The sequence below is a fragment of the Puia sp. P3 genome (assembly GCF_050632245.1).
Lineage (GTDB): Bacteria > Bacteroidota > Bacteroidia > Chitinophagales > Chitinophagaceae > Puia.
On record NZ_CP192583.1, the window covers coordinates 6224020 to 6248174 of the forward strand.

Genomic DNA, 24155 nt, shown 5'->3' on the forward strand with positions numbered 1-24155 from the left:
TTCCGCGAACAGCGACTGTCTGTTGTCTCCCCTACCCGCAAGGGTTACGATATAGAAGAATCCACGGCCGTCCGGCGTGCACTGGCTGGGCGGCGTATTCGTCTGCAATCTCCGAGTCCGCCGCGGCGACATAGCCCAATACCTTTTTGTCACTGGTTATGGAGAGAAAAGCAGGCGCCCTTCCAGCCTCGATGCCATCAATGCCGAGGGCGGGTTTTTACATCCTTTTAGAAAGCCCGACCATCGTACTTCCGGGTACTGAGGATAAAGGATCAGCTTTGAGTCGGGGGCGGTGTAGAGCTGGCCGTCTTCGCCGACCCAGCTAAAACTCATATCGGCGCGGAAAATGGTCACCTTCCGGTGGTCATCTTCCATCGACTTTACCTCGGAAACAGGGAAAATATTCAGCAGGTCCAGGCTGCCGCCCAGATAGACCTGATTTTTGGAATTGTCGTTTGGGGATAGCTTCTTGACAAATACCTCACGGCAACCATTGGCCGAGAAAACAGATTTTAACTCCTCAAAATTCATTTATTGGCGAGAATCTCTTTTACTACCTTCTTCGCGACGGCGTGCATTAGCGGGACGGTCACCGAATTCCCGAACTGCTTGTAGGCCTGGGTATCGCTGACGGGGATCACGAAGTCGTCCGGGAAGCCCTGTAGCCTCGCGCATTCTCTCGGCGTCAACCTCCTTGGGTTCTTCCCTTTTTGCGGGATCAGGATCTCGGAGCCGTCTTTATAGTATCTCGCGGAGATGGTCCGGGTAATGCCGTCCAGATCCACCAGCCCAAATCCAAAGCCGTTGCCTTTTTCTTTGTGTTTGGCCGCATAGTTCTGAAGGTATTCCCACAGCTTGTCCGTGAGGGTATATTTCGCGTCGACCTTTGGTTCGAGGATGTCTTTTATTTTATTGGAGGGTTCCGGTAATTTGGGAAACTCAAAGCCTTCTTTTCCGTCGAAGACCTTCAGGTCAAATCCGACGATGATGATACGCTCTCTGTGCTGAGGGACAAAATGTTTCCCGTCGAGTACTTTGAAGTGAACGGAATAGCCCAGTTCCTTCAGCGTATTGGAGATCACCCGAAACGTATTGCCCTTGTCGTGAGACACCAGGTTCTTTACGTTCTCGAGCATGAAGGCTTTTGGTCTCTTGTGTTTGATGATCCTGGCTACGTCGAAGAACAATGTACCCTGGGTCTCGTCGAGAAAGCCGTGCGCCCTTCCAAGCGCATTCTTCTTCGATACTCCGGCGATCGAAAACGGCTGACAAGGAAATCCGGCGAGCAGGACCTCGTGATCCGGAATATCGGACTCTTTGAACTGGGTGATATCGCCGAACGGCACCTTGCCGAAATTGGCGTGATAGGTCTTCTTGGCGTAGTTGTTCCATTCGCTGGTGAAGACGCATTTTCCGCCCAGATGCTGGTAAGCAAGGCGGATGCCGCCGATGCCGGCGAACAGGTCGATGAACTTGAACTTCGGCTGGTCGGGAAAGGGGAATGGCACGTCCCATTTTTCGGGTAGATAGTCCTCGAATCCCCTGGTTTTGCCGAGGCTTTTCTTTTCGATGATCTCGTTGAGGTATTCCTCCGCGCCGGGTTTGAAGAACTGCGAAACGCCGTTCTTATGGTTCTGCAGGTAGTGGGTCAGGTAGGCGGGACGGTTATCCGTCTTGTTGTCCACCTCGATCCCCAGCGTGGTTTTTATATCGGAATATTTCTTACTCATTGGTCACCAATTAAATACGTAGAGCGTTGGACTCCCGTACGATCGTAAAATTTGATAATTTGCTCCGTATGACGATTTTTTAATTTCCACATTAATTTCCAGGGCTGTGCATAACGGGGGTGGCGCAAAAATACTAAATTTCCTGGGTAATGGTGCTAATTTTTTGAACTCGCCGCAGCTCGCCTACCAACCAATCGGCGGTTTTTTCCAGCTCGCTCTTTTTTAGGTGGCACTCGAAGATTTCGATGACGCGCCAGCCCATTGATTTCAGTTTGGCTGTATTTATTTGGTCCAGTTCTTTGTTGCGGTTTATTTTATTCAGCCACCATTCAGTCCTGGATTTTGGCACGACGAAGTATTTGCAGCCGTCGTGACCGTGCCAGAAGCAGCCGTGAACAAATATTACGGTTTTATATTTGGCGAGGACGATGTCCGGTTTGCCGGGGAGGTCGGCGCGGTGGAGCCTGAAGCGGAAGCCGTTGGCAAAAAGGATCTTGCGGATGATCAGCTCCGGCTTGGTATCCTTTGACCTGATCCGGCTCATGTTGTAGCTGCGGACTTCTGCGGAATGTACGTCTGACATTGTGGTTAGTAGCCGGTGGTTGCGTGAACCGCGGACACCTGGACTCCGGGGACGTGAGTTGATCCCCGGCGGGTGTTGCGTGAACCGTGTGAACCGGTACCTGTAAAATTACGGCAAACTGCGCCCCGGCGGGCATCCAGAGAAAAAATACATCTTGGAATACGCCTTACACCAGGATCAGCCCATTCTTTACCGCATAGAGCACCAGCCCGACGCGGCTCGTGACCTGTAATTTTTTGAAGAGGGCGTCGCGGTAGCCGTCGACCGTGCGTTCGCTTACGAACATCTCTTTGGCGATCTCGTAGTAGGTCTTTTCGCTGCAGGCCAGTTTGAGGAAGGTTTGTTCCCGGTCGGTCAGGCGGTCGGCAGGGACTTCGGCGCCGGAGGACAGCAGGAGCTTGCGGGAGACGAGGTCGTTGTAGTAGTAGCCCGGGCTCATGACGTCGTCGAACGCCCGGCGGAGCTCGGAAGGCTCGGCGTCTTTGAGGAGGTAGCCGCGCGCGCCGGCTTTTATCATCCGGATGATGGCGATGTCGGAATCCATCGTGCTCAGGGCGAGGACCTTTACGGAGGGATGGTTATTCTTCAGCCAGGTGGCCAGCGCGAATCCGTCCATCTCGGGCATGGCGATGTCGAGAAGGAGGATGTCGGGCAGCATGTCCGGATTCAGCTGGCGGATAAAATCGTTGCCGTTGGCGGCGTCGAGGACGACGGTATAGCCGGGAAAAAGATTGATCAGCGAGCAAAGGCCGCGCCTAAACATGGTGTGGTCGTCGACGATGGCTATTTTTCTTATGTCATTCATACGGGATACTGATAATTATGGTTGTTCCTTTATCGGGTTTGCTTTCAATGCGACTGTCACCTCCGGCCAGCCAGGCCCTTCGCTGTATGTTGAGGAGCCCCAGACCGTCCTGGTCTTTCGGAGCACCGTCGCTGTCGAAGCCCCTGCCGTCATCGGCCACCGTCACCTGCAGCGCCCCGTCCAGATACAGCAGGGTGACGCGCAGACAGGAGGCCTGTGCGTGTTTCAGACAATTCTGGATGCATTCCTGGATGATACGGAAGAGGATCAGCTTCTTCCTGCCTTCCAGCGACCGCTCCTGGCCTTCGACACAAAGGGCGGTGGTCAGGATGCCGGTGTGGTTGATCCTGTCCAGCTCGTCCTTTACGATATGATAGAGACTCACCAGCTGGATACGTTCGGGGCTTAGTCCTTTGGCGATATCGCGCAGATCGGTCATGGCCTTGCCGATATTTTCCTTTATGACGCCGAGCATTTCCTTGTTCAGGTCGTTGCTTTCGTTCATGATATTGATCTGCACCTTGGCCAGGCTGAGGACCTGCCCGACATTGTCGTGCAGCTCGCTGCTGATCACGCTGAACGTCTGTTCCTGTATTTCCAGTTGGGCCTGCAGGATGGCCTTGTCGTAAGCTGTTTTCATGATCTCTTTTTCTTTCTGGTTCAACTGGCTTTTTTTCTGGAATATGGTCAGCAGGGATATGATGGCAATGCCAAATAACAGGATAATAGTGGTCCCCAGTAGTATCGTCAGTCTGGCCTCTTCACCGGCAATGGCGGGCATAGCAGTCCTTTAATATATATAGAATACAGCAGCAGGTTCAGCACTTGTACGATATAGCTGAGTTCGATATAGAGGGTCCTGTTGAGTTTCATCAGCGTAAACGCGAATCCCATGAAGAAGGAGGCTCCGGAATAGAACAATAGGTTGCCGACCACGATCCAGAAATGCGAATGCCGAAGGAAGGGCAGCTGCTCCTCGGTACGATAGAGCCCTATCAGGTAGTACAGTGAGAACAGGGTGAGAAAAACTCCCATCATCACAAAGTCTATGGGATCGAAACCGAAAAAATTTGCCGGGTATCGGATGAAATACGCCGTAAAGAACCCAAAATACAGCAGATATGCGCTCCAGATGTATTTGCGCAGCGGATCGCCTTCAAACAGCAGGTAATAGTACAGACAAAGCAGACCGCAGTCGATGGCCTGGTTGATATGGTAAAGGAAATAGGTATGGGTCATGTCGGAGACGAACTCCGTCAGGAGAATCGAAATATACAGCGGCGCGAACAAATGCAGGCTCCTGCCGAGATGTCTCCAGCGTATCAGGACGATCGCCAGTCCCGACAGGAGCAGTGCATAGTAGATATATTTCATTTAATGCGTTGCCTCCCTTCACCGTCCACATTAAAATAGGTGTCGAGGGTTCCTGCGTCCGTGGTTAGCGTGAACTGGTTCTCGGGTGTAGACTCCTGCCCCGCGCCTTCCTCTGCCGCACCTGGAGGAGGGGAGGGAGGCCGTGTGTCTTCTCCGTCGATGACTTGTACGACATTAGACCCGACGGGGATCTTCGGGAAATGGCAGCCGAGGATATTGTTGTATTTGTCAAGTCCGAGGAAACAGGCGGTCGGCCGGCCGAAGGAAGCGGTGGGGTCGTGCGGAGGTTTTTGGGTCTCCGGGTCTTCCAGACCGAAGAATACGCCATACTGGGCAAAATCGTCCTGCATCGAGATATTGATAAGCCGGGTGATTGCGGCCTTGTCGATATAGTATTGCAGGAATACCTCTTCCGGGTTGATCCGGATCTCGGGAGGTGCGCCGTTCTTTTCGAGGTAATCGGCGACCTTTTTCATTTTAGCATACCATGCGAAAACTTTTCCGCGGATGTCCTGAATCGAGGTCGCTATTGGCACGCCATCAAGAATGAGGCGGCCATTAACATCAAAAGTTCTGTCCATACTTAAATAGGAATTTAGAGTGAAGAATGTCAATTACAGTATCAAAAGTACGGACGGGATGGCAGGACGGATACCGTGAAAAACACCCTAATATACTACAATACCGGGGGTTTTAATCGATCAGCAGGAATGCCGATCTTTCTGCCGGGTTTCAAACCGTCAACCTTTGCCTGAATGTCAGCGTATCTGGAAGTTACCTCGGCTATTTTCATGCGGGATCCGGATTTATTGCGTTCAGGATACGATCCGGCGGAAGTTACAGTTCCTACCATTATGGCTGGATAAAGTTATCGGTCAGCGATTACGCGCTAAGCGTCTATGAGGTCGCCATCAACCTCAACGTCAATCAGCCGATAGCAATGGGCCAGATACAATAAGGCCTTTGTGCCTGTATAAAACCGTTTTTTCACCCTTGTTCTCACGGGTTCCATCCCCTATATTAGCCCATCACTAACCATCTAAATTGTTCGTTCATGAAATCGACCATCTTTGCGTGTAGTCTCCTGTTAATGGCTTTTGTTTATGGCGCCTGGAGGAATGGCGGCGCTTCTGCCCCGACCCGGGCCGAAAAGGACCTCCGGCTCGAGATCATCGAGAATGTTTTTGGGGGGCATGGGGGATCCGGCGCCCGCGCGGCGGGTTCGAATTATGGCAACGGCCAGGTCGTTCCCCGGTCGGAATACCAGCCCTGTCTCGACTCTTTTGTCGCCGTGATGAACCTCTACGGCATCCAGGCCGGTGCGCCGCAGCCGATCAAAAATTTCCCTTCTATGACCTATCCGATCACCACCGCCGAGAGCCTTCAGGGCAGCGGGCTTATCGCCTGGATGCAGGACGTGGTCGCGAAGTATGACCCGGACGGGAAGGGAGCGAATCTGGATTTTCAGCTGCGGTTTGGCGTTTGTACCGCTACCTTTGTCAAGGACATGGCGCAGGACGCCTCGCTGACGGGACGGATCACGACCTTTATCGTGCCGGCTTACCGTCTTACGGACGCCGCGAAAAAGGCCAAGGCCAAAGCTGCGGCGGCTATGCCCAACACAGATCCCGGATCGGGCGGCTATGAGCTCGGAGGACTGGAGCCTTAGGGCTTACGCGGTTTTTGCGGCTTCTGTGGGTTCCGCGGCCCTGACCAATAGCCGCAGCCACTACAACATGAGAATACACTGGTACACATATTTCCAGTGTCTTCAGCCTCCTGTGCGCGATCTTTTGCCGCAGGGGGCTGAGGCTATATTCGCTGGGGATCATGATCCCCATCCTGGTGCTGGACCTCTTCACGGAGCTGATCGGCACCAACTGGCGGATCTTTCACTGGAAGAACAATTACCTTATTTACAATCTCTACCTGGTACTGTCCACGCCGCTGTTCCTCTACCTGTTCTCGATCCTGCTCGCTTTTACCCGCCGGCAGAAGCAATACTATTTCGGCGCCGCCATACTTCTGGAGGTTCTCGTCCTCTATAATTTCTTCTTTGACCAGGGGCCGCAGGAGTTCAACACCTATTCCAACCTGCTGATCCAGGGGCCAATATCATGCTTTCCTGCCTGGCCATCGCAAGGCTGGCTATCGGCGGCAGGGATGAAGAGGCCTTTATCCTGCAGGACCCCAGGTTTTGTCTCAATGCCATGATCCTACTTTTCAGCCTGGTCACTCTTATCCTGCTGGGACTGCAGAAATATATTGTCGTACATGATATAGAAATACGTCATAAAGTGTTATATTTTGCTATCATGCCAATTGCCAACGCCGTGTTATATACGGGGTACAGTTGCGCATTTCTTCTATGCCGGATGCAAACCAGCAAATAACGTCCACCATTATAGCGGGTACCCTGATCCTGCTGTTCTTCGGCGTGCTCTTTTTGGCAATGATAGTGTATTACAACTACCGCCGCCGCCAGACCGCCCAGGAGAAGAAGGCAATGAAGGCCCAGTTCGACCAGCAGCATGATGCAAGCCCGTCTCGAAGTACAGGAGCAGGCCTTTACGCATATCAGCGAAGAGATACACGACAATGTCGGCCAGTTGCTCAGCCTCGCCAAAATGCAGCTTAGCAGTGTCGAAGACTCTGCCCTTGTCGACCGAGGAAACGCTCAGCTCTGCCCGCGAGAATGTCGCCCGCGCGATCCGGGAGCTCCGCAATCTTTCCCGCAGTCTTCACACCGGTCATATCAGCGCGCTGGGCATCCGCCAGGCGGCGGAAGAAGAGGGCCAGCGCATCACGCGCGCCGGTCTGTTGCTGGTGTCGGTGACCTCCGAGGGCTCCGAGCGGGACATCACGGAGGACAAACAGCTGATCCTGTTCCGCATTATCCAGGAATGTCTGCAGAATTGCGTCAAGCACGCGGGCGCCACCTCGGTCAATATCGGATTTACCTGGTATCCCGACCAGCTGCGGGTAAGAGTTCGGGATGATGGAAAGGGGTTTGATCCTGAAGTGACGCTGAGGGGGGCCGCCAGGGGATTGGGACTACAGAATATCCGCAATCGCGCGAGGCTGACGGGAGGATCCGGGATTATTTCGAGTAAGCCCGGGGAGGGGACGACGGTCACGGTGATGATGCCGTATGAATAGGTTCAGTTACCCTCATGGGGGGATACCGATATGGGAATAGACCTCCAACCATCGTACGGTGCTTCTTTTATGGAATCAGGTATGTCGTGGGGAACTTGTGTTCTAATTTTTCCGTCTGCACAGCAAGACCAGCAGACCGCAAAGGATCGATACGACGGATAAAGTAATTTTCATCTCACGCAAGTATACGAATTACCACCGACCAGCCGGCCATGATCACGGTGAAAAAACTTAGGACCATACTATAGATCAGGGAATAGCGGAAGCCCTTTTGGAGTTCGGTCGCTCCCGCGCAGGCTGCGATCGTCATCGCGCCCCAGGTGACAAGGTCGAGAAAGAGAAACCAGGCGGCGACTACTATGGGGAAAGCCTTTATGACGGAAGTTATGCCGACGAGGAGATTGCCGATGGAGGCATCGCGGCTCTGAGTGGCGGGAACGGGATCGGAAGGAAAGAACAGCCAACCCATTGCGGACATCCACAGTCCGAACGACAGGAAGGATAAGACGACAAAAGCGAAGAAGATGACTTGCCGCATAGACTCTAAATATAATAAAACAGCGCGGACCGCGCAATTCATCCCGCAAGAATTAACGCTTCATTCAGCATTGACCTTCGCCGCCACGGCGACCGCCCTTTCTTTGCAAAAAAATTAAATTAACCATTATGAAAAAGACACTGTTACTAGCAATCGGGATCACACTCGCTACTCTCTCTCAGGCACAAGTTAGTTTTGGCGTCAAGGGCGGCCTCAACCTCTCCGGCGTACAAGGCAAGGACGCGCCCGGCACGAGCGCCATGGTCGGCTTCCATGCCGGCGTTCAGGCTGGGATACCGCTGAAGGCGAAGCTGCCCAATGGCGACCTCAGCCTGCAGCCGGAGCTATTCTTCAGCACCGAAGGCGCAAAGATGAAAGTGGAAGGTCAGGGAGACGGCGACCAGATCATCGAGACTACCGCCAAAGCGCACCTCAACTATATCGACCTGCCGGTACTGCTGCAGTATCAGCACCCCAGCGGATTCTTTGTACAGTCGGGGCCGCAGCTTGGTTATCTGCTCTCGGCAAAGCTCAGGGCTGCGGGCGAATCGACCGATATCAAAGACGAGTTCAAAAAGACCAATCTCTCGTGGGTGATCGGAGTGGGATATGCCATCGCGGAAGGGAAGATCGGGTTTAACCTCCGCTATAATTTTGGGTTTAGCAAGCTCGGCAAAGCCGTCGACGGCGAGCCCGCGGGTAAGGCCTATGGACGGACTCTGCAAGCAGGGGCTTTTTATAGATTGTAATTCCGTCTGATCAAGCAGCCTGTAAGGATGGAATGGGGCGGCCTTGTGGTCGCCCTTATTTTTCCTGCCCAGCGCGCTTCTACCTATGCATAGGCGCGCCGCTCCTCCGGCGTTTTTGGCTGGGCGGGGGCGAGGTAGCGACCGACTTCCCTTTCTTCGCCCACAGGCCTCTCATGATCCTCCACCAGGCCTATTTTAGCGGCTGAAGGACGATCAGCCGCCTGGCATAGTCCATTTCGGTGGACACGCTGTCGCCGAGCAACAAGAGGTAGTGAAGCGCCGTTGTATTGTTGGAGTCGATGGTCAGCATGCGGCGATAGCAGTCTCCGGATTCGTGGGTACGATCACTCATGTAGTACGCGTAGCCGGACCAGGCCAACAGCGTCATATTCGTGGAGTCGGCTTCCACAGCGGGTTTGAGATAGTCGATGGCTTCGGAGAATTCCTGTTCCTGAAAATATTTCATTACGGTCTCCTTGTCGGCGAAGCGAGTCTTAGCGAAACTGCTGACTACTGAAAAAAGAAGTATGGAGGTAGATAAGATGTGTTTCATATGATCCGGAGGAGATGCGGAAACAAAAAAAACCACAGATTCTTTTATACATTAACGAATTTGTTTGTATATACATTTTTATTCCACTATTTTTGCGTATGCATTTATGCATATTTACTAACTATTAAATTCAAACAAAATGGCAAAAGCAAAGAAAGCTGCTAAGAAAGCAGCTCCCAAAAGGCCGCCAAGAAAGCCGCCCCCAAGAAAGCAGCAAAAAAGCAGTAAAGAAAGCCGCTAAGAAAGCAGCTCCGAAGAAAGCCGCAAAGAAAGCAGCTCCCAAGAAGAAAGCCGCTAAGAAGGCTGCTCCTGCTAAGAAGAGCCCGTCAATGCCGTAGTCAATACCACTACAATAAAAAAGGCCTCCATACAATGGAGGCTTTTTTGTTTTATAGAATTTATAGGTGATTGGATCAGCGAACGAGTACAACGGTTCCGCGCCGTGAGAATACGCCGCCCGCGGGGCATTCCATCTCCACAAAGTATACATAAGAGCCGACAGGGGCCGGCTGCCCGTGAATCGTACCATCCCAGCAGGAGATCGCGTCCGCCGGATAGAAATTGCTCCGCTCCCAGACCTTTACCCCCCAGCGGTCAAAGATCACGATATGTCTCACCAGGCCGATACCCAATATGACAAAACGGTCGTTCGCACCATCCCCGTTCGGCGAAAACGCGTCCGGGATTCTTACCCTCGCCTCCTCACAGATGATCTTCGCCACTACGGTGTCCCTCGCCGAGCACCCGACGTCATTGGTCACTTTCAAAATATAGTCTTCCGGCTTCTTCGGCGAGGCGACGGGTTGCGCGCAGCCGGTACAACTGAGATAGTCCGTAGGGCTCCATGCCCATTGCGCGATATCCGCGCTCCCGGTTGCTGCCAGGGTCACCGGATCACCCGCCAGCACCTCCACGTCGGGACCGGCATTCACGGTTGGCACGGGGCGAACGGTCACCGGTATTCTCACCGTATCAGCAAAACAGGCGTGAAAGTCCGTACCTATAACCAAAAAGACAGTCGACTCCATCGGCTTAGCCAAAATCACACCCGAACCACCCGTACCTTCGATATCCCCGATCCAGCGGTAGACGTCGGCGCCCTTCTCGACCAACCGGAGCTCGTCACCCTGACAGATGCTCGCCGTATCCGGAGTCACCATCACCGACTGCGGCGCGGTCACCTTCACCAGGACCGCAGCCGTACTCTGACAACCTACGTCGTCAGTCGTCAGCACCTGATAGGTCGTATTCACCGTTGGCGAAGCCACCGGCGCCGGGACGTCCGCCCGGTCGAGCCCCGTAGCAGGACTCCAGAGATAGGTGTTGCCGCCCGACGCGGTCAGCGTCGTGGAGCTATTCAGACAGACATAGGGCGAATCCGGCGAAATGACCAGCCGGGGCAGGTCGTGTACCTTCATGTCGACCGTCGTGGCCGACGCCGCCTGGCATCCGAGGCTATCGGTGACGACCAGCCTGACCGTATACTCGCCGCTGAAAGCATAAATATGCGACGCGACAGAATCCGGAGAGACACCTCTTCCCACACTCCCGTCGCCAAAGTCCAGGTATAGGTTTTTATATCGCTGCCTGTGCCCTGATAAACCGACGGCTGACCCAGACATACCAGTGGCCGGACGGCGCTGAGACCGGCGGAAGGCAGCCGCACAAAAACGCTGTCGACATACTGTGAAGTGAGGCCATTATACCCTTTAACAAACAACGTCACGATGTATTTACCCGGCTGCTGATAGACGTGCCCCGGCGTATTGACATTCCCCGCAGTCCAGCCGTCGCCGAAGTCCCAGCTCACGCTCATATAGTTGAGGGACGTATTGACGAATTGCGCCAGTACCGGCGGACAACCCAATGTCCCCACATAGGAGGCCACGGTCGAGAAATGGCTGTTGAAATTGCGGACGTTGATGGTCAGCTTCGTGGTCGACGCGCAGGTCGCGGGATTCGACGCGTCCCTCGCCGTCAGCGTCACCACATACACCCCCGGCACGGTATAGGTATGGGCCGGGTAGTAGTCCGAAGAACTGGCGCCGTCGCCGAAATCCCAGCTCCAGATGGTGTTCGACGATCCGAAGTAATTCGAATTGTTATAGAAATAGACGGTAGAATTGAGATTCACGTCCGTGCCCGAAGCCGAGAACGCCGCTTTCGGTCCGTTCGCCACCACATAGCTCTGTCCAGTCGCGCTGCTGGTGGAGGTACATCCCGCCGCATCCTTTACCGTCAGCTGAACCATATACCCTCCGGGATCACTGTAGGTATGCGAAACGGTACCGCCGAGCTGGTTAGAGCTCTGCCCGTCCCCAAAGGACCATGTCTCCGAGACGATGGAATTGTTAATGCCGGGAGAAGTCATGTCCTGCAGCACTACCGGCGACGTATAGCACTGGTGGTCGGTGACGATATTGAATGCCGCCGTCGCCGAGCCCCGGATAGTCAGCGGTATAGTATTGCTCGCGTCGGTGCAGCCGAAGCCAAAGGATTTAACCGCGACCTGCAGTCCGCTCTTTCCCGGCGTAAAGCCCGACAGAGTCCAGTGAAAAAGGCCGCCCGACCAGTTCGCATAGCTGACGGTGCCCGTAAAAGGAGTCCCGTCCGAATAGAGGAACTGCGGCGTATAGTCGTCGTAGTATCCGCTGTTGACCTCGATCGGATTGCGCTCCGCGGCCATATATACGTCCAGCGTCCCGCCCGAACAGGCGATGGTGCTGCCAGCCGACAGCACGGGCTGCTGTTTCTTCAGCACCCGCACGACGTCCGAATTGGAGGTGCTGCACTGGCTGTTGCTGGCGACTATCTGCGGATAGTAGGTACCGGTGGAAGGATAGGTGTGTTGAATGGTAGTGGTGGTGGCACCTGTCGTTGCGGTGGCTCCGTCGCCGAAATTCCAGACGACCTTGTCGGCCGAGCCCGGCGTATAGCTGAAGGTCACGAGGGCCCTGTCGCCGTCGCAGGTATTGGCATAAGAGCCATAGACGCCAGGAGAGGCGATCACGGTGATATAGGCGGTCTTTGTCGCGGAGGCCGTACAGCCGCCCGCATTCCTTGCCGACAGCGTCACGTCATAGGTGCCTGGCTGCCGGTATACCCAATAGTTGGACGAGCTGCTGCCACCGTCCCCGAATGTCCACTGTACGGAGTTAACGCCAGCGCCGTTGGAATAGCTGGGCGTAAAATTGACGGTCGAACTAACACAAACCGTCGTAGGAGCGGCGGTGAAGTCCACTGTGAACGGATTGCTGATCGTGACGACGCTGTAGGAGACGCTGCCGCTGCAGCCCGTGTTGTCGGTGTAATAGAGTACCGGCACGAAGCTGCCTGGCGCCGTATAGATATGCGTGGGCACGGCATCGGTAGACGTCGTTCCATCGCCAAAATCCCAGTGCCAGGACTGCAGCACGGACTGGTACTGGATGGCGTAGGTCTTGGTCAGCGGCGCTCCGCAGCTGGTGTTCGGATTCGGGTTGGGTTCATAGATGAATGCCAGGGACTTCGTCTGATAGGGGGAAGCATATGAACTTGCGGTGCAGCCGTTGGCGTCGGTTACGGTAAGCCGGAGATAGTATACGCTGTTATAGGAAAAGTCTTGGGTCAGCGTCGGCACGGTGGTGAAGATATCGGTTCCGGTGTAGTTCCAGGCCCATTTGACGGCCCCCGGCGTATGGTCGGTAAGTACTTCGGTATAGTGGTCGCAGGCCAGACTGGTTGCGATGTCTATCGGCGTCACCGCGGGCGCGGGGTTGACCGTGATGGTGTGCGAGGCCGACTGCGGGCAGGTTCCGAACCGGTTGGTCAGCGTCACCGTATGCGTCCCCGGAGAACTGAACGTATAGTACATGGGGCTATAGTTGCTGCCGAATCCGCCGTCTACTGTCCAGATCCTGCTGTCGGCAACAGGCGAGCTGCGGTCGTTGAAGGTGAACGAGGTATTCTGACAGACTGCCGTGGAAGGGAAATCGAAATCCGTGGAATAGTTGGCGACGTTCATATAGTTGACCTGTGCGCTGGTGGCCGAACAGCCATTGGCTGCGGTCGTCATCAACGTCACTGTATAATTGCCTTTTTGCGCATACGAATGGGCGGGATTGGGCAGGGTCGAGCTGTTCCCGTCTCCAAAGTCCCAGCTATAGGTCAGCGGCGCCGGTCCGGGGCTGCTGCTATAGAACTGTACGGGATCCGTGGCCAGACAGAGCACGCGTTTGTCCGACGAAAATGACGAGGTGGCCGGTGTTAGAACTTTTACTACAACGGGCAGTACAACGGTATCTGTACAACCGTGGACGTTGGTCACCGTGAGGCTGGCCATGCCGTTGAAGCTGGAGAGATAACTATGCTGTGCCGCGGGCTGTCCGCCCCTCGAAGTCCCTCCGTCCCCGAAGTCCCATAGCCAGCCGCTGATGGCCGGTCCCTGTGCGGTCCCTGTAAATGTGATCGGCTGCGGTCCGCAGACCTGGCCGGGAGAAAACGAAAAGGATGGGGTGGAGTGTTCGTAAACGGCAACGGCATGAGTGGCAGTCTGTACACTGGCTCCGTCCCGGACCGTAAGGGTCACGGTGTAGGCGCCCACCGCGGTATAAACGGCCGACGCATCGCGGACTGTGGATGTATTTCCGTTGCCCAGGTCCCATTGGTACGTTGCCGTGGACGAAAGACCTGTACTGGTATTTGCGAAGGTTACGACGAGGGGAGAACAACCGCCGGAGGTGCTGGCTGTGAAGTCCACTCTCAGCTGTGCGGAAACTGGCGGGCAAAAAAGACAGATAGGATCAGGTATATGGCTGAGGGGCGGGACATTGGTAGCGTGAAAATAGTAAAGGTTCGGGACAACCGCAAGATTGGCCTTTAATTTGAGGCCCAGATAAGTATGACCAGCAAACAGAGCGCCGGTATCCTTTTATATCGCCGTAAGTCTGATCTTCTCGAAGTGTTTTTGGTTCATCCGGGCGGCCCGTTCTGGAAGAACAAGGACGCGGGCAGCTGGACCATCCCCAAGGGCGAATTTACCAACGACGAGCCCGCGCTGGATGCCGCAGTCCGCGAGTTCCGCGAAGAGACAGGTTTCCTGCTGAAGGGACCGTTCCAGCCCCTCAGCCCCATTCGCCAGAAGGGTGGCAAACGGGTCTATGCCTGGGCCTCCCGGGGTGACATAGACGCCGCTGCCATCGTCAGCAACACGGTGGAAATAGAATGGCCCCGCAAGTCGGGTAAACATCAATCAATTCCGGAAGTGGATAAGGCGGCCTGGTTTACGATCGGCCAGGCCCGGGAGTATATCAATCCCGCTCAGATAGCTTTTTTGGAAGAATTGGAAGAGACGGTTAAAGACTAAGCCTGGGGCATAGCGTGTACGGCTTCGCAGAGTTTGCCATAGTCCTTCCTGTTGGCATGTTCCACCACTACATTTAACATACCTTTCAGCATTCTGAATGCGTGGGGCTTGGTAATGAAACACAGGGCGCCGAGTTCCTGTGCTGTCCTTTTATCCTTTGCATTCGAGGAGGTTGAATACATGATCACGGGGATATGCTTAAGTGCCGATGCTTTCAGACGGGACAGCAATTGCCAGCCATTCAATATGGGCATATTGATATCCAGGAATATCAGGTCGGGCTCTTCCTTGTTCTGCTGCAGCAGGGCAAGGCCTTCTTCACCGTCTGTTGCCTGGTCACAAATGATCGCAGGCTCAACCATCGACAAGGCTTCGGAAAACAATTCCCTGTCGTCGCTGTCATCGTCGATCAATAAAAAACGCTTCACCATAATTCTGTTTAGTGATTAAATAGTTTTTCGGTCCTGAGTTCGTGGAAGCCGAATGGTGAAGGTTGCGCCCTTGTCCTTTTCGCCGGTGGCCGTTATGCTGCCGTGATGACGTTCAACAATCTTCCTGCACAGCGCGAGTCCAAGGCCCGTCCCTTCATACTTGTCCCTGGCGTGCAGCCGGGCAAAGGTATTGAAGATCCGGTCGGTGTGTTCCTGGTCAAATCCGATACCGTTATCCCTAATGACCAGTTCAACTACTTCCCCATCCTGTTCCACAGTAGGCCCATGCAAAAGGTTTGCCACTACTGTGATGACTGGCGGGGTGTCCGATCTCGCAAATTTTAACGAATTATTGATCAAATTATAGAACAATTGATAAATCAGCAACGGCGCGCCTTCCAGCTGTGGGAGTGCGCCGTGGACGATGCTTGCTTTCTTTTCGGCGATGGGTAGTTCGAGGTCTGTGGTGACGTATTCGATGATCTGACTAAGGTCGATCGATTCGATCGTTTGTTCGCTGCCGTTGATGGTGGAATATTCCAGTACGCCTTCGATCATCATCACCATGCGCTGGGTGGCCTGTTCGATCTTGGTCAGGAACTGTCTGGCCTGCGGGGGAAGCATCGTTCCGTATTCTTCCTGCAGGCGGTTGCTGAAGGTCCTGATCTTTCTCACGGGCTCTTTCAGGTCGTGGCTGGCGACGTGGGCGAACTGCTGGAGGTCTTCGTTGGACTGGAGCAGGGCGGTGTTGAGTTCTCTCAGCACCATTGTTTGTCTTCTCACTTCCTGTTCGAGCAGGCTGGCGTGCTGGCTGCGGCTGCGGGCGATCCGGATATTGGCGTCTACGCGCGCCAGCAGCTCGCGGGCGGTGAAGGGTTTGACCAGATAGTCGTCGGCGCCGGCGTCCAGCCCTTCGACTTTTGCCTCCTCCCCTGCCCTTGCCGAGAGGATGATCACCGGTGTGTAGCGTAGTTTCGGGTGGCTGCGTATCTTCTCCAGCAGGCCGAAGCCGTCGAGCCTCGGCATCATCACGTCGGTCAGGACCAGATCGGGCCTGTACTGGAGTGCTTTATTATAGGCGTCTTCGCCGTCCATTGCCGTTATGACGACGAACTGCCTTGACAAGAGGCGCTGTACATACTCGCGCATGTCGGCGTTGTCGTCGGCTAGCAGGACCGAGGCTCCTTCCGACACGTTGTTTATTTCGAGTTCGTCGGCGATGAGGTGGTTGGAGGGATGGGGGTGGTGGTTGACGGGGGAAGGGCCGTCGTCGCCGTCGGGGAGCCATTTCATCGCTTCTGTCACGAAGGACTCGGCGTATTTGAGGCCGACGATCGAGGGTTCGACGATCTTGTCGGCGGGGAGGTGTTTTCGTCCAATGGGGATGGAGATGGTGAACGTCGATCCTCGTCCCAGCTGGCTGGTAACCGATATCGTTCCGTGGTGCATGCGCACCAGCTCTTTCACCATGGCCAGGCCGATGCCGGTGCCTTCCTGGCTGCGGCCTTCGACGTTCTCGACGCGGTGGAACCGTTCGAAGATCCGGCTCAGCTGGTCTTCGGGTATGCCTACCCCTGTGTCCGAGACGCGGACCATCAGTTGGTCGCCGGACTGTTCGAGGTGTACACGGATCGAGCCATCCTGCGTATACTTGAGTGCGTTGGAGACAAGGTTCAGTATGATCTGCTCCCACTGGTCGACGTCGACGTAGACTTCGCCGCTGATCGGACCGCTGGACAGCTGCAACTGCATGCGGGCCTTTTCGATGGCGCTGCGGAACGAGCTGGCCGAGCTTCGCGGGTATAGGCAACGATATCTACCCTGCTATATTTTGCATCCATCCGGCCTGCCTCGATCTTCGAAAAGTCGAGCAGTGTGTTTACCAGTTTTTGCATGCGGAGGACGTTGCGGTAGGCGACGCCCATCCGGTAGCGGTTGACCTCTTTTGCTTCGGGGTCGTTGAGCAGATCCTGTATGGGTCCTAGCAGGAGGGTCAGCGGGGTACGGAATTCGTGGCTGATATTGGAGAAGAAGGTCGTTTTGGCGCGGTCGATCTCCATCAGCGCTTCTGACTTTTCGCGTTCGGCCTCGAGTGCGTGGAGGTCGGCGAGGCTACCCGCGATCTGGTCTGCCACCAGCGTGAAGAAGCCGATATATTTTTCGTCGGGAAGACGATAGGGGTTGATGCCGACTATCAGGTATCCGTATGGTTCGCGGGTTGCCGGGTGGAAGATGGGGAGGATCGCGCCGGTATGCGGAGGATGCTCCCATGCGCCTTTTGTCAGATTCGCCAGGCGGCCGTCCAGGCTTTCTATTATCTGGGGCTTCCGTTGTGTCACGGCCAGCTGACAGTCGGGGAACAGTTCGGCCTCTTCGCCCACCATCCTGAACTGGACAAATGGAATGTCCTGGGGGTTGTCCCTGAGTACCCTCATCGTGCGGTTGAGGACGTCCTGTTTGGACCTCGCGTCGGTCAGGCGGCTGCCGAGCTGCATGAGGGTGCGCATCTGGCGTTCGCCCTGTATGCGTTCGGTGTCGTCGCTGTTGAAGCAGATCATCCCGGCTGTCCCGCCTTCGTCGTCGGTGATGGGAGTATAAGAAAAAGTATAGTAGGTTTCTTCGGGGTAGCCGTTGCGTTCCATGATCAGCAGCTGTGACTCGACGTAGGTGCCTTCGTCCTTCTCCATCACGGTCCGGAGCATGGGGCTGATCTCCTGCCAAATATCTTTCCATACTACGCTGGCCGGTTTGCCCAGCGCCCAGGGTGCTTGCCGCCGATGATGGCGAGGTAGGGGTCATTGTATAGTTTGATCAGCTCTTTCCCCCAGCCGATCCATATCGGCTGGCGCGAGGTGAGCATAATACGAATACAGGTGCGCAGGCTCTGGGGCCAATTGGCCACCGGGCCAAGTGGGGTTGCGGACCAGTCAAATTCGCGGATGCGTTGTCCCATTTCGCCTCCGCCCGACAGGAATTCTGGAGTATACATTTACCCGCTAAAAATAGGATAAAAACGCAGTAAAGTGGTGGCATGGGTATTGCATAGGTGACGGATTTATTAAAAAAGACGGCCTTTCGGCTGTCGTGGGTCCGGACGCGGCGTGCGCGTCCGGACATGGGGAATCGGGGTAGGGGTTATCGAATATTATTGTTTGTGTTTGTCCTTCGGATAGTTCATCAGGATCATCTCGGTCCTTCTGTTCTGGGCCATGCCTTCGGGTGTGTCGTTGCTGGCGATGGGGCGTTTGCTACCATATCCGATATAGTCCATTCTGTCGGCGTCTATGCCCTGCAGGTGGAGGTAGTGGAATACGGCCCTGGCCCTGCGGTCGGAGAGTTTCTGGTTGCGCTCGTCCGTACCCTCGCTGTCGGTATAGCCTTCGATCCTTAGTCGCAGGGTAGTATCGGTCTGGAGGATAGCTACGACCCTGTTGAGTTCGTTCAGTGAGATCTTCTCTATGGTCGCCTTGGCCCGCACGAAGAATACTCTGTCGGCTGCGTGGTTGACGGTACTGATATATTCCGGTTTGATCGGCGGGCAGCCAAAGTTGGACGCAACGCCTTTGACCAGCGGACATTTGTCGTCGTCGTCGTTGACGCTGTCGCCGTCGGTGTCGGGTGCGGGGCAGCCCCGGAAATTGGGCGAGCCTTTTACGCCGGGGCATTTATCTTTCTTGTTGGGTACGCCGTCGCCGTCGCTGTCGGGGCAGCCGATGAGTGCGATCGGACCCGCGCTGTCGGGGCATTCGTCTTTTTCGTCGACGACGCCGTCGCCGTCGCGGTCGTGGGTAAGATTCTTATCCCGGTAGACGGTGTCTGCGAGTGTCGGGGTCTTTTTCTTATTCTGCTGGAAGATCGGGATCGTCAGACCCATATGTGCGTCGGCGGACGTGATACGCTGTTTGATCAGGCTGGAAAGTACCGAGCCGCTGCCCACGAAGAGCGGACCAAATCTGAATCCCGCACCCCAGTTGAGCTGTCCGTTGGCCGAATATGACACGGGCGAGTAGATGCTCACCCATTTCTTTTCCAGGCGCGGTGTCACCGTGAAGGTGGTCACGTAGTTGGGGTTGGTCGGGCTGTTGGTGGCGACCATATTCAGCAGGACGTCGGCGTTGATATAAAGACGTTTGTAGACCTCGTAGTCGCCGTTGACGTGGAGGGCTGTTGGTAGCTTGACGGTCGAGTTCGCCGCGGCGCTTTTTGCTACGACGAGGCCGGAGGTCTTTAGTCTGTTGAAATAGTCGTCGTAGGTCTCACCGTTCTGTTTTTGAAACTCGGCGGTATTGCGGCCGTCGGCGGTGATGGTATATTGCTGGCTGTTGGGCGAGTTCTTATAGGTGACCTGGCCGATATCGGTAACGGACATGCCGAGCCGAAGTTTCGTTTCGCCGGTCTGGGGGTTCTTTGTTTCGTATACGAATCCGAGGTCGAGGCCGAGGCCATGGCCGGGCATGTGTTTGAGATAGTCGCTGACGTTGCTGCCGGCGCCCAGGTTGTCGAAGTTAGAGGAGTACTGGGCTGTTACGTCACCGTTGAGTTTTGCGATCTGGTGTGCGGGGTCGATATTCATCAGCAGGGGGCCGGAATAGACGGACCCGTAGCCGAGGCCGGCAATGTACTTACCTGTTACTCCTATCTTGAGTTCGCTGCGGCTGTTCTTCATCAGCACTCTGCCGTAGGAGACGCCTGCTTCTGCAAAGGCGTGTACTTTTGTCTGGAGGCTGGGGTTGATGATGTCGAGATTATAGTAATTGGCGTCTGCGTCGCCGAGAAGATGAAAGAGGGAGTTGCCCAGATTCGATACGTTGCCGAGTACGCGCATCCGGGTGATGAGGCCGAGGGCGTCTTTGGAGGTAAGGTTGATCGTGGCGGAGGGGCCGAGGATATCCGTATTGAGGTACAGGTATTTTACGGCGGTGTTGTTGGCTTTATAGTAGCCGTTGCTGTCGGAGAGGTGGTTGAATTTGAAGCTGAACAGCTTGCTGCGTTCGAGCTCGTAGGCGTTATTGCCGGCGAGTCCGCTGATAGCGAAGAGGTTGACGTTCACCTTGTATTTACCGTCGGCTAGTGTGCCGGGGTTGAGGATCAAGCCGTTTACGCCTGAGTAGTTGTCATAACCATATCCGATGAAAGATTGGGATGAAGCAGTCAGGTATAGGCAAGTCAGTAATAAGAATAAAGTAGACCTTTTATTCATAACGACTGTCATTGGTTTTTAACAGGAAACAGGATGCTGGGAACACGGAGTTCTCCGTTGCTAAAACGGGGATATGGCGGGAATATTGTACTGGTGCGTATTGGGAAAAATACGAGGTATTTTTCCCTGGGGGAGTGGGGTGTGGTTCACGCCGTGGCGGCGGGTGGTTGTGTGTCGGCGGTGGTTATGCGGCTTTGCGCGGTTTGCCGAGGGTGTCGAGGTCTACGTTGTGGTTGACCTCAATTTTTTCGACGTTGATCTTTTCGCCTGCTCCGCCGGTTAGGATAGTGAAGGGGAAAACATATCCTTCGGGCGTGGTCTTGTAGTCGCTGAAATCGACGGATATACTTCCGCCTTTTCGGCTTTCGCGGAGGATATAATAAGTCTTGATATCGATGGAATAGACAACGGACTGGCCCATGGGGCATGATAATTTAATCCGGTAGCAGGGAGCGCCATTGATGGTATCCTTCCCGTCGAGGTCTACCTTGCAGCCCTTGGCGTCATAGTCGGCGAGGGGACCTGCAGGGTCTATCTCGGGCTGGAGTGCTCTCAGCTGGTCGGAGGGGAGCGATTTAAACCCACCCCCTTGTGCCTCGGAGATCCAACCGCGGTTGGGTGTGACGATAGTTATGGTGGATGCCGAGCCCGAGGAGATCTCCTGGCGGTAGAGGCGGTCGTAGACCTTCCAGAGTTTGGTATCCATAGCAGCGCCGTTTGACATGGTGGCAATGCCTTCGATGAACACCGAATTGATGGATTGCAGTTTCGCTTTGCCTCCGAGGGCCTCGATATGTTTTGCGACGATCTCCTTTGCGGTCTGTGCGTGGGCGGTAAAGAATAAGGTAAGGGCCAGGGCAGTGGAGGATGTCAGTCTGATACGGAATGGATTCATGATGGCTAGTGTTTCTCTGTGACGGGCGAACCGGATTCTCATCGGGTTCATGCCCGGGTTGTAAGTTATTTAAATTTAACGTTATTTCGTGGTTTAAACAAGGTTTAATTCGATATTATGGAAATCATTGGAAAGCTCGTAAATATCACCGATGAAAAGATTATGCCAGCGCGGATCATTATTGACAAAGACCGTATCCAGGCAATAGTTCCCCTTTCGGAGGAAGAGGCGTCGGCCTTTCCTCTACCCTATATACTACCCGGTTTCGTGGACGCCCATGTCCATATCGAGAGCAGCCTGCTGATCCCCTCGGAATTTGCGCGGCTGGCGGTGGTTCATGGCACCGTGGCGACGGTCAGCGACCCGCACGAGATCGCCAATGTCTGCGGCCTGCCCGGGGTGGAATTCATGATCCGCAACGGCCAGTCGGTGCCTTTTTACTTCAATTTTGGAGCGCCCAGCTGTGTGCCTGCTACGCGATTCGAGACCGCTGGTGCTTCTTTGGACGCCGCCGCTGTCGAACAACTTCTCCAATCGGTCGAAATCAAATATCTCAGTGAGATGATGGATTTTCCAGGGGTTCTTGCAAAAGCGCCTGAGGTCATGGCCAAGATCGCCGCGGCGCAGCGTCTCGGCAAGCCCGTCGACGGACACGCTCCCGGTCTTCGGGGCGACCAGGCGCGCGATTATATCGCCGCCGGGATCAGCACCGACCACGAGTGTTTTACCGCCGAAGAGGCGTTGGACAAGCTGCGCTATGGAATGAAGATCCTCATCCGCGAAGGCAGCGCCGCCCGTAATTTCGACGCCCTCATCCCCCTGCTGAACGACCATCCCGACCAGATGATGTTCTGCAGCGACGACAAACATCCCGACAGCCTTGTGGCGGGACATATCAACCAGCTTTGCGCCCGCGCCGTGGCTAAAGGTATAAACGTCTTTAAAGTGCTAAAGGCTGCCTGTATCAATCCCGTCCTTCACTACGGGCTGGACCATGGGCAACTGCGGGTCGGCGATCCTGCCGACGTCGTGCTTGTCGAAGACCTCGAGCATTTCCAGGTGAAGCAGACCTGGATAAAAGGGCAGCTGGTGGCCGACAACGGCCGCTCGCATATCGTCACCGTGCATATGGCCGGCGCCGATCCCATCAACAGTTTCCGGGCAAGGCCCCGTGTCATCGCGGACTTCTCCTACCCTCTCGACAAATGGGGCGAGCAGGAGAACGTCGAGCAGGTCTACGTCATCGAAGCTCTCGACGGCCAGCTCATCACCAACAAGCTCGTCGTCCCCGTGGCGGATACCCTGCCCAGCAACGGGCAGTTGAACGCCAATCCCGATAAGGATGTTTTGAAGATCGTCGTTGTCAACCGGTACCAGCATGCTCCGGTCGCGAAGTCATTTATCCGAAATTTTGGCCTTCGGCGCGGGGCGCTCGCCTCTTCGGTTGCCCATGACAGTCATAATATCGTGGCCGTCGGCGTGGACGACGAGAGCATCTGCCGCGCGATCAATCTGGTCATCGAACACAAGGGCGGGCTGAGTCTGGTCGATCCTGAGCGCGGCCCCGGCACACATGCAGAACTGATCCTTCCGCTGCCGGTCGCGGGTCTGATGAGTCTCAACGACGGCTACCAGGTGGCGGAGCACTATACGGCGTTGGACCACAAGGCGAAAGCGATGGGATCGAAGTTGGGCGCCCCCTTCATGACGCTTTCCTTTATGGCGTTATTGGTCATCCCGCATTTGAAGCTCGGGGATCTGGGATTATTCGACGGCGATAAGTTCGCGCTGCTTTAGACCTTTTGCTCCGGCTATTTTATCTCCAGACTATTTTTCAGTTGGGAAAGATAGCCTGCTTCTGTCGTCACGCTTCCGGAGCTGGGGTCCTTCACCGCGCAGCCCATCCTTATATAGTCTTTTATGTCGGCGACCTGCCAGAGCGCGGCTCCCGACATGGCGGGATAGTCCTTTTTGAATGCCGCGAGCCGGGTCTGTATCTCGGCGGGGGTCTGGCTGCCGTGCGAACTGCCGCAGGTGCCAAAAGCGCCGCGGCAGCTGAAGATCGGATCGATCGGTATGTTGCCGGGAAGTTTTCCTACCCATTGTCCGGGCGCGTTGCGGGAACCACCGTCATAGCACTGGAGGTAAACGGCGTCGATCAGGCCGGGATTGGAGCTGGTCATGATGGCCTTCCAGTAGTCTGCTTTTGTATAGGGGCAGAGGGTCATATGCAGACCCATTCCGCCGAGTAGTCGTCCGAGGCCCACGATCGAGGAATCGTTATAGACCGACTCGTCGTCGATACATACCGCGTCGACGCCCAAGTCATTCTTAAATACTTTGGCGATGGCATATAATGTGCTGTTTTGACCGGTACCCGTGGTTACGCCGGGGTAGGGTTTGGCGGGGCTCATGACCCAGTCCTGGATAAAATCGTAGGTGTTGGGGGTCTGGTTGAACCAGCGACCTTCCAGGAGAATCTCGATTCGCCTGACGCCGCCTTTTTCAGCGACGCGATCCTTTCGAGCCACTGTCTGTTACCCGAATATTTCCCTTCGTGGATGATGGGGTGTTGGCCGTCATCGCCGGAAACTACGTCGCCGTTGGAGCGGATATAAAAACTGGATAGTATGATCGTGCCGAATCCCGAGGACTTTAGCTTATCGTATGTAGAGTCGTCACCGGGGTACATGCCGCGGCCGAAAAGGGTGAGATTTGGGGTCTTTCGCTCCTGTTGGGCTTGCGACGGGTTGCCTGCGAGAATAAAGCCAACTGCTAAAATAAATGCAAATAA

General features: G+C 55.1%; 24 protein-coding genes and 2 pseudogenes. 7 read left to right on the forward strand and 19 right to left on the reverse strand.

All coding sequences use genetic code 11. The annotated features are described in order from the left end of the window. Nucleotides 1–156 precede the first annotated feature (156 nt). The 7 genes from ACQ86N_RS39210 to ACQ86N_RS39240 form a co-directional block, all read right to left on the reverse strand. On the reverse strand, nt 157–531 hold the full coding sequence (locus ACQ86N_RS39210; protein WP_431211776.1) for a hypothetical protein: 375 nt from the start codon (nt 529–531) through the stop codon (nt 157–159). Continuing rightward, nucleotides 528–1730: a DNA (cytosine-5-)-methyltransferase gene (dcm, locus tag ACQ86N_RS39215; RefSeq protein ID WP_431211777.1), complete on the reverse strand. Its 1203-nt coding sequence runs from the start codon at nt 1728–1730 to the stop codon at nt 528–530. The genes ACQ86N_RS39210 and dcm overlap by 4 nt, the downstream gene beginning before the upstream one ends. A gap of 133 nt (nt 1731–1863) precedes the next feature. Further along, the gene (locus ACQ86N_RS39220; RefSeq protein ID WP_431211778.1) at nt 1864–2313 is read right to left on the reverse strand and encodes a very short patch repair endonuclease; all 450 of its coding nucleotides are present in this window, start codon (nt 2311–2313) and stop codon (nt 1864–1866) included. 166 nt (nt 2314–2479) lie between these two features. After that, nucleotides 2480–3118 (reverse strand): response regulator, encoded by a 639-nt coding sequence (locus ACQ86N_RS39225; RefSeq protein ID WP_431211779.1) that lies wholly within the window; start codon nt 3116–3118, stop codon nt 2480–2482. Beyond that, nucleotides 3111–3899: a sensor histidine kinase gene (locus tag ACQ86N_RS39230; RefSeq protein WP_431211780.1), complete on the reverse strand. Its 789-nt coding sequence runs from the start codon at nt 3897–3899 to the stop codon at nt 3111–3113. The genes ACQ86N_RS39225 and ACQ86N_RS39230 overlap by 8 nt, the downstream gene beginning before the upstream one ends. Continuing rightward, nucleotides 3866–4492, reverse strand: coding sequence for a hypothetical protein (locus ACQ86N_RS39235; RefSeq protein WP_431211781.1), 627 nt, complete (start codon nt 4490–4492; stop codon nt 3866–3868). Before ACQ86N_RS39235 ends, ACQ86N_RS39230 begins: the two co-directional genes overlap by 34 nt. Further along, nucleotides 4489–4968, reverse strand: a complete 480-nt coding sequence (locus tag ACQ86N_RS39240) for a hypothetical protein (RefSeq protein WP_431211782.1) — start codon at nt 4966–4968, stop codon at nt 4489–4491. The genes ACQ86N_RS39235 and ACQ86N_RS39240 overlap by 4 nt, the downstream gene beginning before the upstream one ends. A gap of 578 nt (nt 4969–5546) precedes the next feature. Here ACQ86N_RS39240 and ACQ86N_RS39245 point away from each other — a divergent pair. Next, on the forward strand, nt 5547–6161 hold the full coding sequence (locus ACQ86N_RS39245) for a hypothetical protein (RefSeq protein WP_431211783.1): 615 nt from the start codon (nt 5547–5549) through the stop codon (nt 6159–6161). Between the two features lie 161 nt (nt 6162–6322). Further along, complete coding sequence (locus ACQ86N_RS39250; RefSeq protein ID WP_431211784.1) at nt 6323–6706, forward strand: hypothetical protein; 384 nt, start codon at nt 6323–6325, stop codon at nt 6704–6706. Nucleotides 6707–6782: 76 nt separating this feature from the next. Here ACQ86N_RS39250 and ACQ86N_RS39255 read toward each other — a convergent pair whose 3' ends face one another. Beyond that, nucleotides 6783–7025, reverse strand: a complete 243-nt coding sequence (locus ACQ86N_RS39255) for a hypothetical protein (protein ID WP_431211785.1) — start codon at nt 7023–7025, stop codon at nt 6783–6785. Nucleotide 7026: 1 nt separating this feature from the next. Between ACQ86N_RS39255 and ACQ86N_RS39260 the strand changes: the two are divergent. Next, nucleotides 7027–7110, forward strand: a pseudogene (locus ACQ86N_RS39260) (hypothetical protein); the annotation flags it as partial. A 22-nt stretch (nt 7111–7132) separates the two neighbouring features. Beyond that, nucleotides 7133–7651: a sensor histidine kinase gene (locus ACQ86N_RS39265; protein ID WP_431211786.1), complete on the forward strand. Its 519-nt coding sequence runs from the start codon at nt 7133–7135 to the stop codon at nt 7649–7651. A 175-nt stretch (nt 7652–7826) separates the two neighbouring features. Here ACQ86N_RS39265 and ACQ86N_RS39270 read toward each other — a convergent pair whose 3' ends face one another. Next, on the reverse strand, nt 7827–8189 hold the full coding sequence (locus ACQ86N_RS39270) for a hypothetical protein (RefSeq protein WP_431211787.1): 363 nt from the start codon (nt 8187–8189) through the stop codon (nt 7827–7829). Nucleotides 8190–8317: 128 nt separating this feature from the next. Between ACQ86N_RS39270 and ACQ86N_RS39275 the strand changes: the two genes are divergently transcribed. Beyond that, complete coding sequence (locus tag ACQ86N_RS39275) at nt 8318–8938, forward strand: porin family protein (protein WP_431211788.1); 621 nt, start codon at nt 8318–8320, stop codon at nt 8936–8938. A 190-nt stretch (nt 8939–9128) separates the two neighbouring features. On the opposite strand, the gene ACQ86N_RS39280 is transcribed toward ACQ86N_RS39275, so the two are convergent. The 3 genes and pseudogenes from ACQ86N_RS39280 to ACQ86N_RS39290 form a co-directional block, all read right to left on the reverse strand. Beyond that, entirely contained in the window at nt 9129–9491 is a 363-nt protein-coding gene (locus ACQ86N_RS39280; protein WP_431211789.1) for a tetratricopeptide repeat protein, read from the reverse strand. Nucleotides 9492–9904: 413 nt separating this feature from the next. Further along, the gene (locus ACQ86N_RS39285) at nt 9905–11035 is read right to left on the reverse strand and encodes a gliding motility-associated C-terminal domain-containing protein (RefSeq protein ID WP_431211790.1); all 1131 of its coding nucleotides are present in this window, start codon (nt 11033–11035) and stop codon (nt 9905–9907) included. Between the two features lie 152 nt (nt 11036–11187). Then, nucleotides 11188–14229, reverse strand: a pseudogene (locus tag ACQ86N_RS39290) (PKD domain-containing protein); the annotation flags it as partial. 141 nt (nt 14230–14370) lie between these two features. Here ACQ86N_RS39290 and ACQ86N_RS39295 point away from each other — a divergent pair. Beyond that, nucleotides 14371–14835 carry an NUDIX domain-containing protein gene (locus ACQ86N_RS39295; RefSeq protein ID WP_431211791.1) on the forward strand — a complete coding sequence of 155 codons (465 nt, stop codon included), beginning with the start codon at nt 14371–14373 and terminating at the stop codon, nt 14833–14835. Here the strand turns inward: ACQ86N_RS39295 and ACQ86N_RS39300 are convergent. The 6 genes from ACQ86N_RS39300 to ACQ86N_RS39325 all read right to left on the reverse strand — a co-directional run bounded on the left by ACQ86N_RS39300 (nt 14832) and on the right by ACQ86N_RS39325 (nt 21361). Further along, entirely contained in the window at nt 14832–15266 is a 435-nt protein-coding gene (locus ACQ86N_RS39300; RefSeq protein WP_431211792.1) for a response regulator, read from the reverse strand. The genes ACQ86N_RS39295 and ACQ86N_RS39300 overlap by 4 nt on opposite strands. Before the next feature lie 15 nt (nt 15267–15281). Further along, nucleotides 15282–17018, reverse strand: a complete 1737-nt coding sequence (locus ACQ86N_RS39305; protein WP_431211793.1) for an ATP-binding protein — start codon at nt 17016–17018, stop codon at nt 15282–15284. Continuing rightward, nucleotides 16940–17968, reverse strand: a complete 1029-nt coding sequence (locus ACQ86N_RS39310) for a GAF domain-containing sensor histidine kinase (RefSeq protein WP_431211794.1) — start codon at nt 17966–17968, stop codon at nt 16940–16942. The genes ACQ86N_RS39305 and ACQ86N_RS39310 overlap by 79 nt, the downstream gene beginning before the upstream one ends. Before the next feature lie 32 nt (nt 17969–18000). Then, complete coding sequence (locus ACQ86N_RS39315) at nt 18001–18255, reverse strand: hypothetical protein (protein ID WP_431211795.1); 255 nt, start codon at nt 18253–18255, stop codon at nt 18001–18003. A 156-nt stretch (nt 18256–18411) separates the two neighbouring features. Further along, nucleotides 18412–20466: a DUF5723 family protein gene (locus tag ACQ86N_RS39320; protein ID WP_431211796.1), complete on the reverse strand. Its 2055-nt coding sequence runs from the start codon at nt 20464–20466 to the stop codon at nt 18412–18414. 184 nt (nt 20467–20650) lie between these two features. Further along, nucleotides 20651–21361 carry a hypothetical protein gene (locus ACQ86N_RS39325; protein ID WP_431211797.1) on the reverse strand — a complete coding sequence of 237 codons (711 nt, stop codon included), beginning with the start codon at nt 21359–21361 and terminating at the stop codon, nt 20651–20653. A gap of 117 nt (nt 21362–21478) precedes the next feature. Between ACQ86N_RS39325 and ade the strand changes: the two genes are divergently transcribed. Then, entirely contained in the window at nt 21479–23158 is a 1680-nt protein-coding gene (gene ade, locus ACQ86N_RS39330) for an adenine deaminase (RefSeq protein ID WP_431211798.1), read from the forward strand. Between the two features lie 14 nt (nt 23159–23172). Here the strand turns inward: ade and ACQ86N_RS39335 are convergent, their stop codons facing one another. After that, the gene (locus ACQ86N_RS39335; RefSeq protein ID WP_431211799.1) at nt 23173–23892 is read right to left on the reverse strand and encodes a hypothetical protein; all 720 of its coding nucleotides are present in this window, start codon (nt 23890–23892) and stop codon (nt 23173–23175) included. Between the last annotated feature and the right edge of the window lie 263 nt (nt 23893–24155).

What these genes read in the sequence shown, in the direction of transcription:
- ACQ86N_RS39210 (WP_431211776.1), bottom strand. Translation starts at nt 531, where the DNA reads ATGAATTTTGAGGAGTTAAAATCTGTTTTCTCGGCCAATGGTTGCCGT.
- ACQ86N_RS39245 (WP_431211783.1), top strand. Translation starts at nt 5,547, where the DNA reads ATGAAATCGACCATCTTTGCGTGTAGTCTCCTGTTAATGGCTTTTGTT.
- ACQ86N_RS39225 (WP_431211779.1), bottom strand. Translation starts at nt 3,118, where the DNA reads ATGAATGACATAAGAAAAATAGCCATCGTCGACGACCACACCATGTTT.
- ACQ86N_RS39315 (WP_431211795.1), bottom strand. Translation starts at nt 18,255, where the DNA reads ATGTATACTCCAGAATTCCTGTCGGGCGGAGGCGAAATGGGACAACGC.
- ACQ86N_RS39300 (WP_431211792.1), bottom strand. Translation starts at nt 15,266, where the DNA reads ATGGTGAAGCGTTTTTTATTGATCGACGATGACAGCGACGACAGGGAA.
- ACQ86N_RS39255 (WP_431211785.1), bottom strand. Translation starts at nt 7,025, where the DNA reads ATGCTGCTGGTCGAACTGGGCCTTCATTGCCTTCTTCTCCTGGGCGGT.
- ACQ86N_RS39325 (WP_431211797.1), bottom strand. Translation starts at nt 21,361, where the DNA reads ATGAATCCATTCCGTATCAGACTGACATCCTCCACTGCCCTGGCCCTT.
- ACQ86N_RS39240 (WP_431211782.1), bottom strand. Translation starts at nt 4,968, where the DNA reads ATGAAAAAGGTCGCCGATTACCTCGAAAAGAACGGCGCACCTCCCGAG.
- ACQ86N_RS39280 (WP_431211789.1), bottom strand. Translation starts at nt 9,491, where the DNA reads ATGAAACACATCTTATCTACCTCCATACTTCTTTTTTCAGTAGTCAGC.
- ACQ86N_RS39250 (WP_431211784.1), top strand. Translation starts at nt 6,323, where the DNA reads ATGATCCCCATCCTGGTGCTGGACCTCTTCACGGAGCTGATCGGCACC.
- ACQ86N_RS39305 (WP_431211793.1), bottom strand. Translation starts at nt 17,018, where the DNA reads ATGCAGTTGCAGCTGTCCAGCGGTCCGATCAGCGGCGAAGTCTACGTC.
- ACQ86N_RS39275 (WP_431211788.1), top strand. Translation starts at nt 8,318, where the DNA reads ATGAAAAAGACACTGTTACTAGCAATCGGGATCACACTCGCTACTCTC.
- ACQ86N_RS39320 (WP_431211796.1), bottom strand. Translation starts at nt 20,466, where the DNA reads ATGAATAAAAGGTCTACTTTATTCTTATTACTGACTTGCCTATACCTG.
- ACQ86N_RS39310 (WP_431211794.1), bottom strand. Translation starts at nt 17,968, where the DNA reads ATGCTCCGGACCGTGATGGAGAAGGACGAAGGCACCTACGTCGAGTCA.
- ACQ86N_RS39295 (WP_431211791.1), top strand. Translation starts at nt 14,371, where the DNA reads ATGACCAGCAAACAGAGCGCCGGTATCCTTTTATATCGCCGTAAGTCT.
- dcm (WP_431211777.1), bottom strand. Translation starts at nt 1,730, where the DNA reads ATGAGTAAGAAATATTCCGATATAAAAACCACGCTGGGGATCGAGGTG.
- ade (WP_431211798.1), top strand. Translation starts at nt 21,479, where the DNA reads ATGGAAATCATTGGAAAGCTCGTAAATATCACCGATGAAAAGATTATG.
- ACQ86N_RS39235 (WP_431211781.1), bottom strand. Translation starts at nt 4,492, where the DNA reads ATGAAATATATCTACTATGCACTGCTCCTGTCGGGACTGGCGATCGTC.
- ACQ86N_RS39220 (WP_431211778.1), bottom strand. Translation starts at nt 2,313, where the DNA reads ATGTCAGACGTACATTCCGCAGAAGTCCGCAGCTACAACATGAGCCGG.
- ACQ86N_RS39270 (WP_431211787.1), bottom strand. Translation starts at nt 8,189, where the DNA reads ATGCGGCAAGTCATCTTCTTCGCTTTTGTCGTCTTATCCTTCCTGTCG.
- ACQ86N_RS39230 (WP_431211780.1), bottom strand. Translation starts at nt 3,899, where the DNA reads ATGCCCGCCATTGCCGGTGAAGAGGCCAGACTGACGATACTACTGGGG.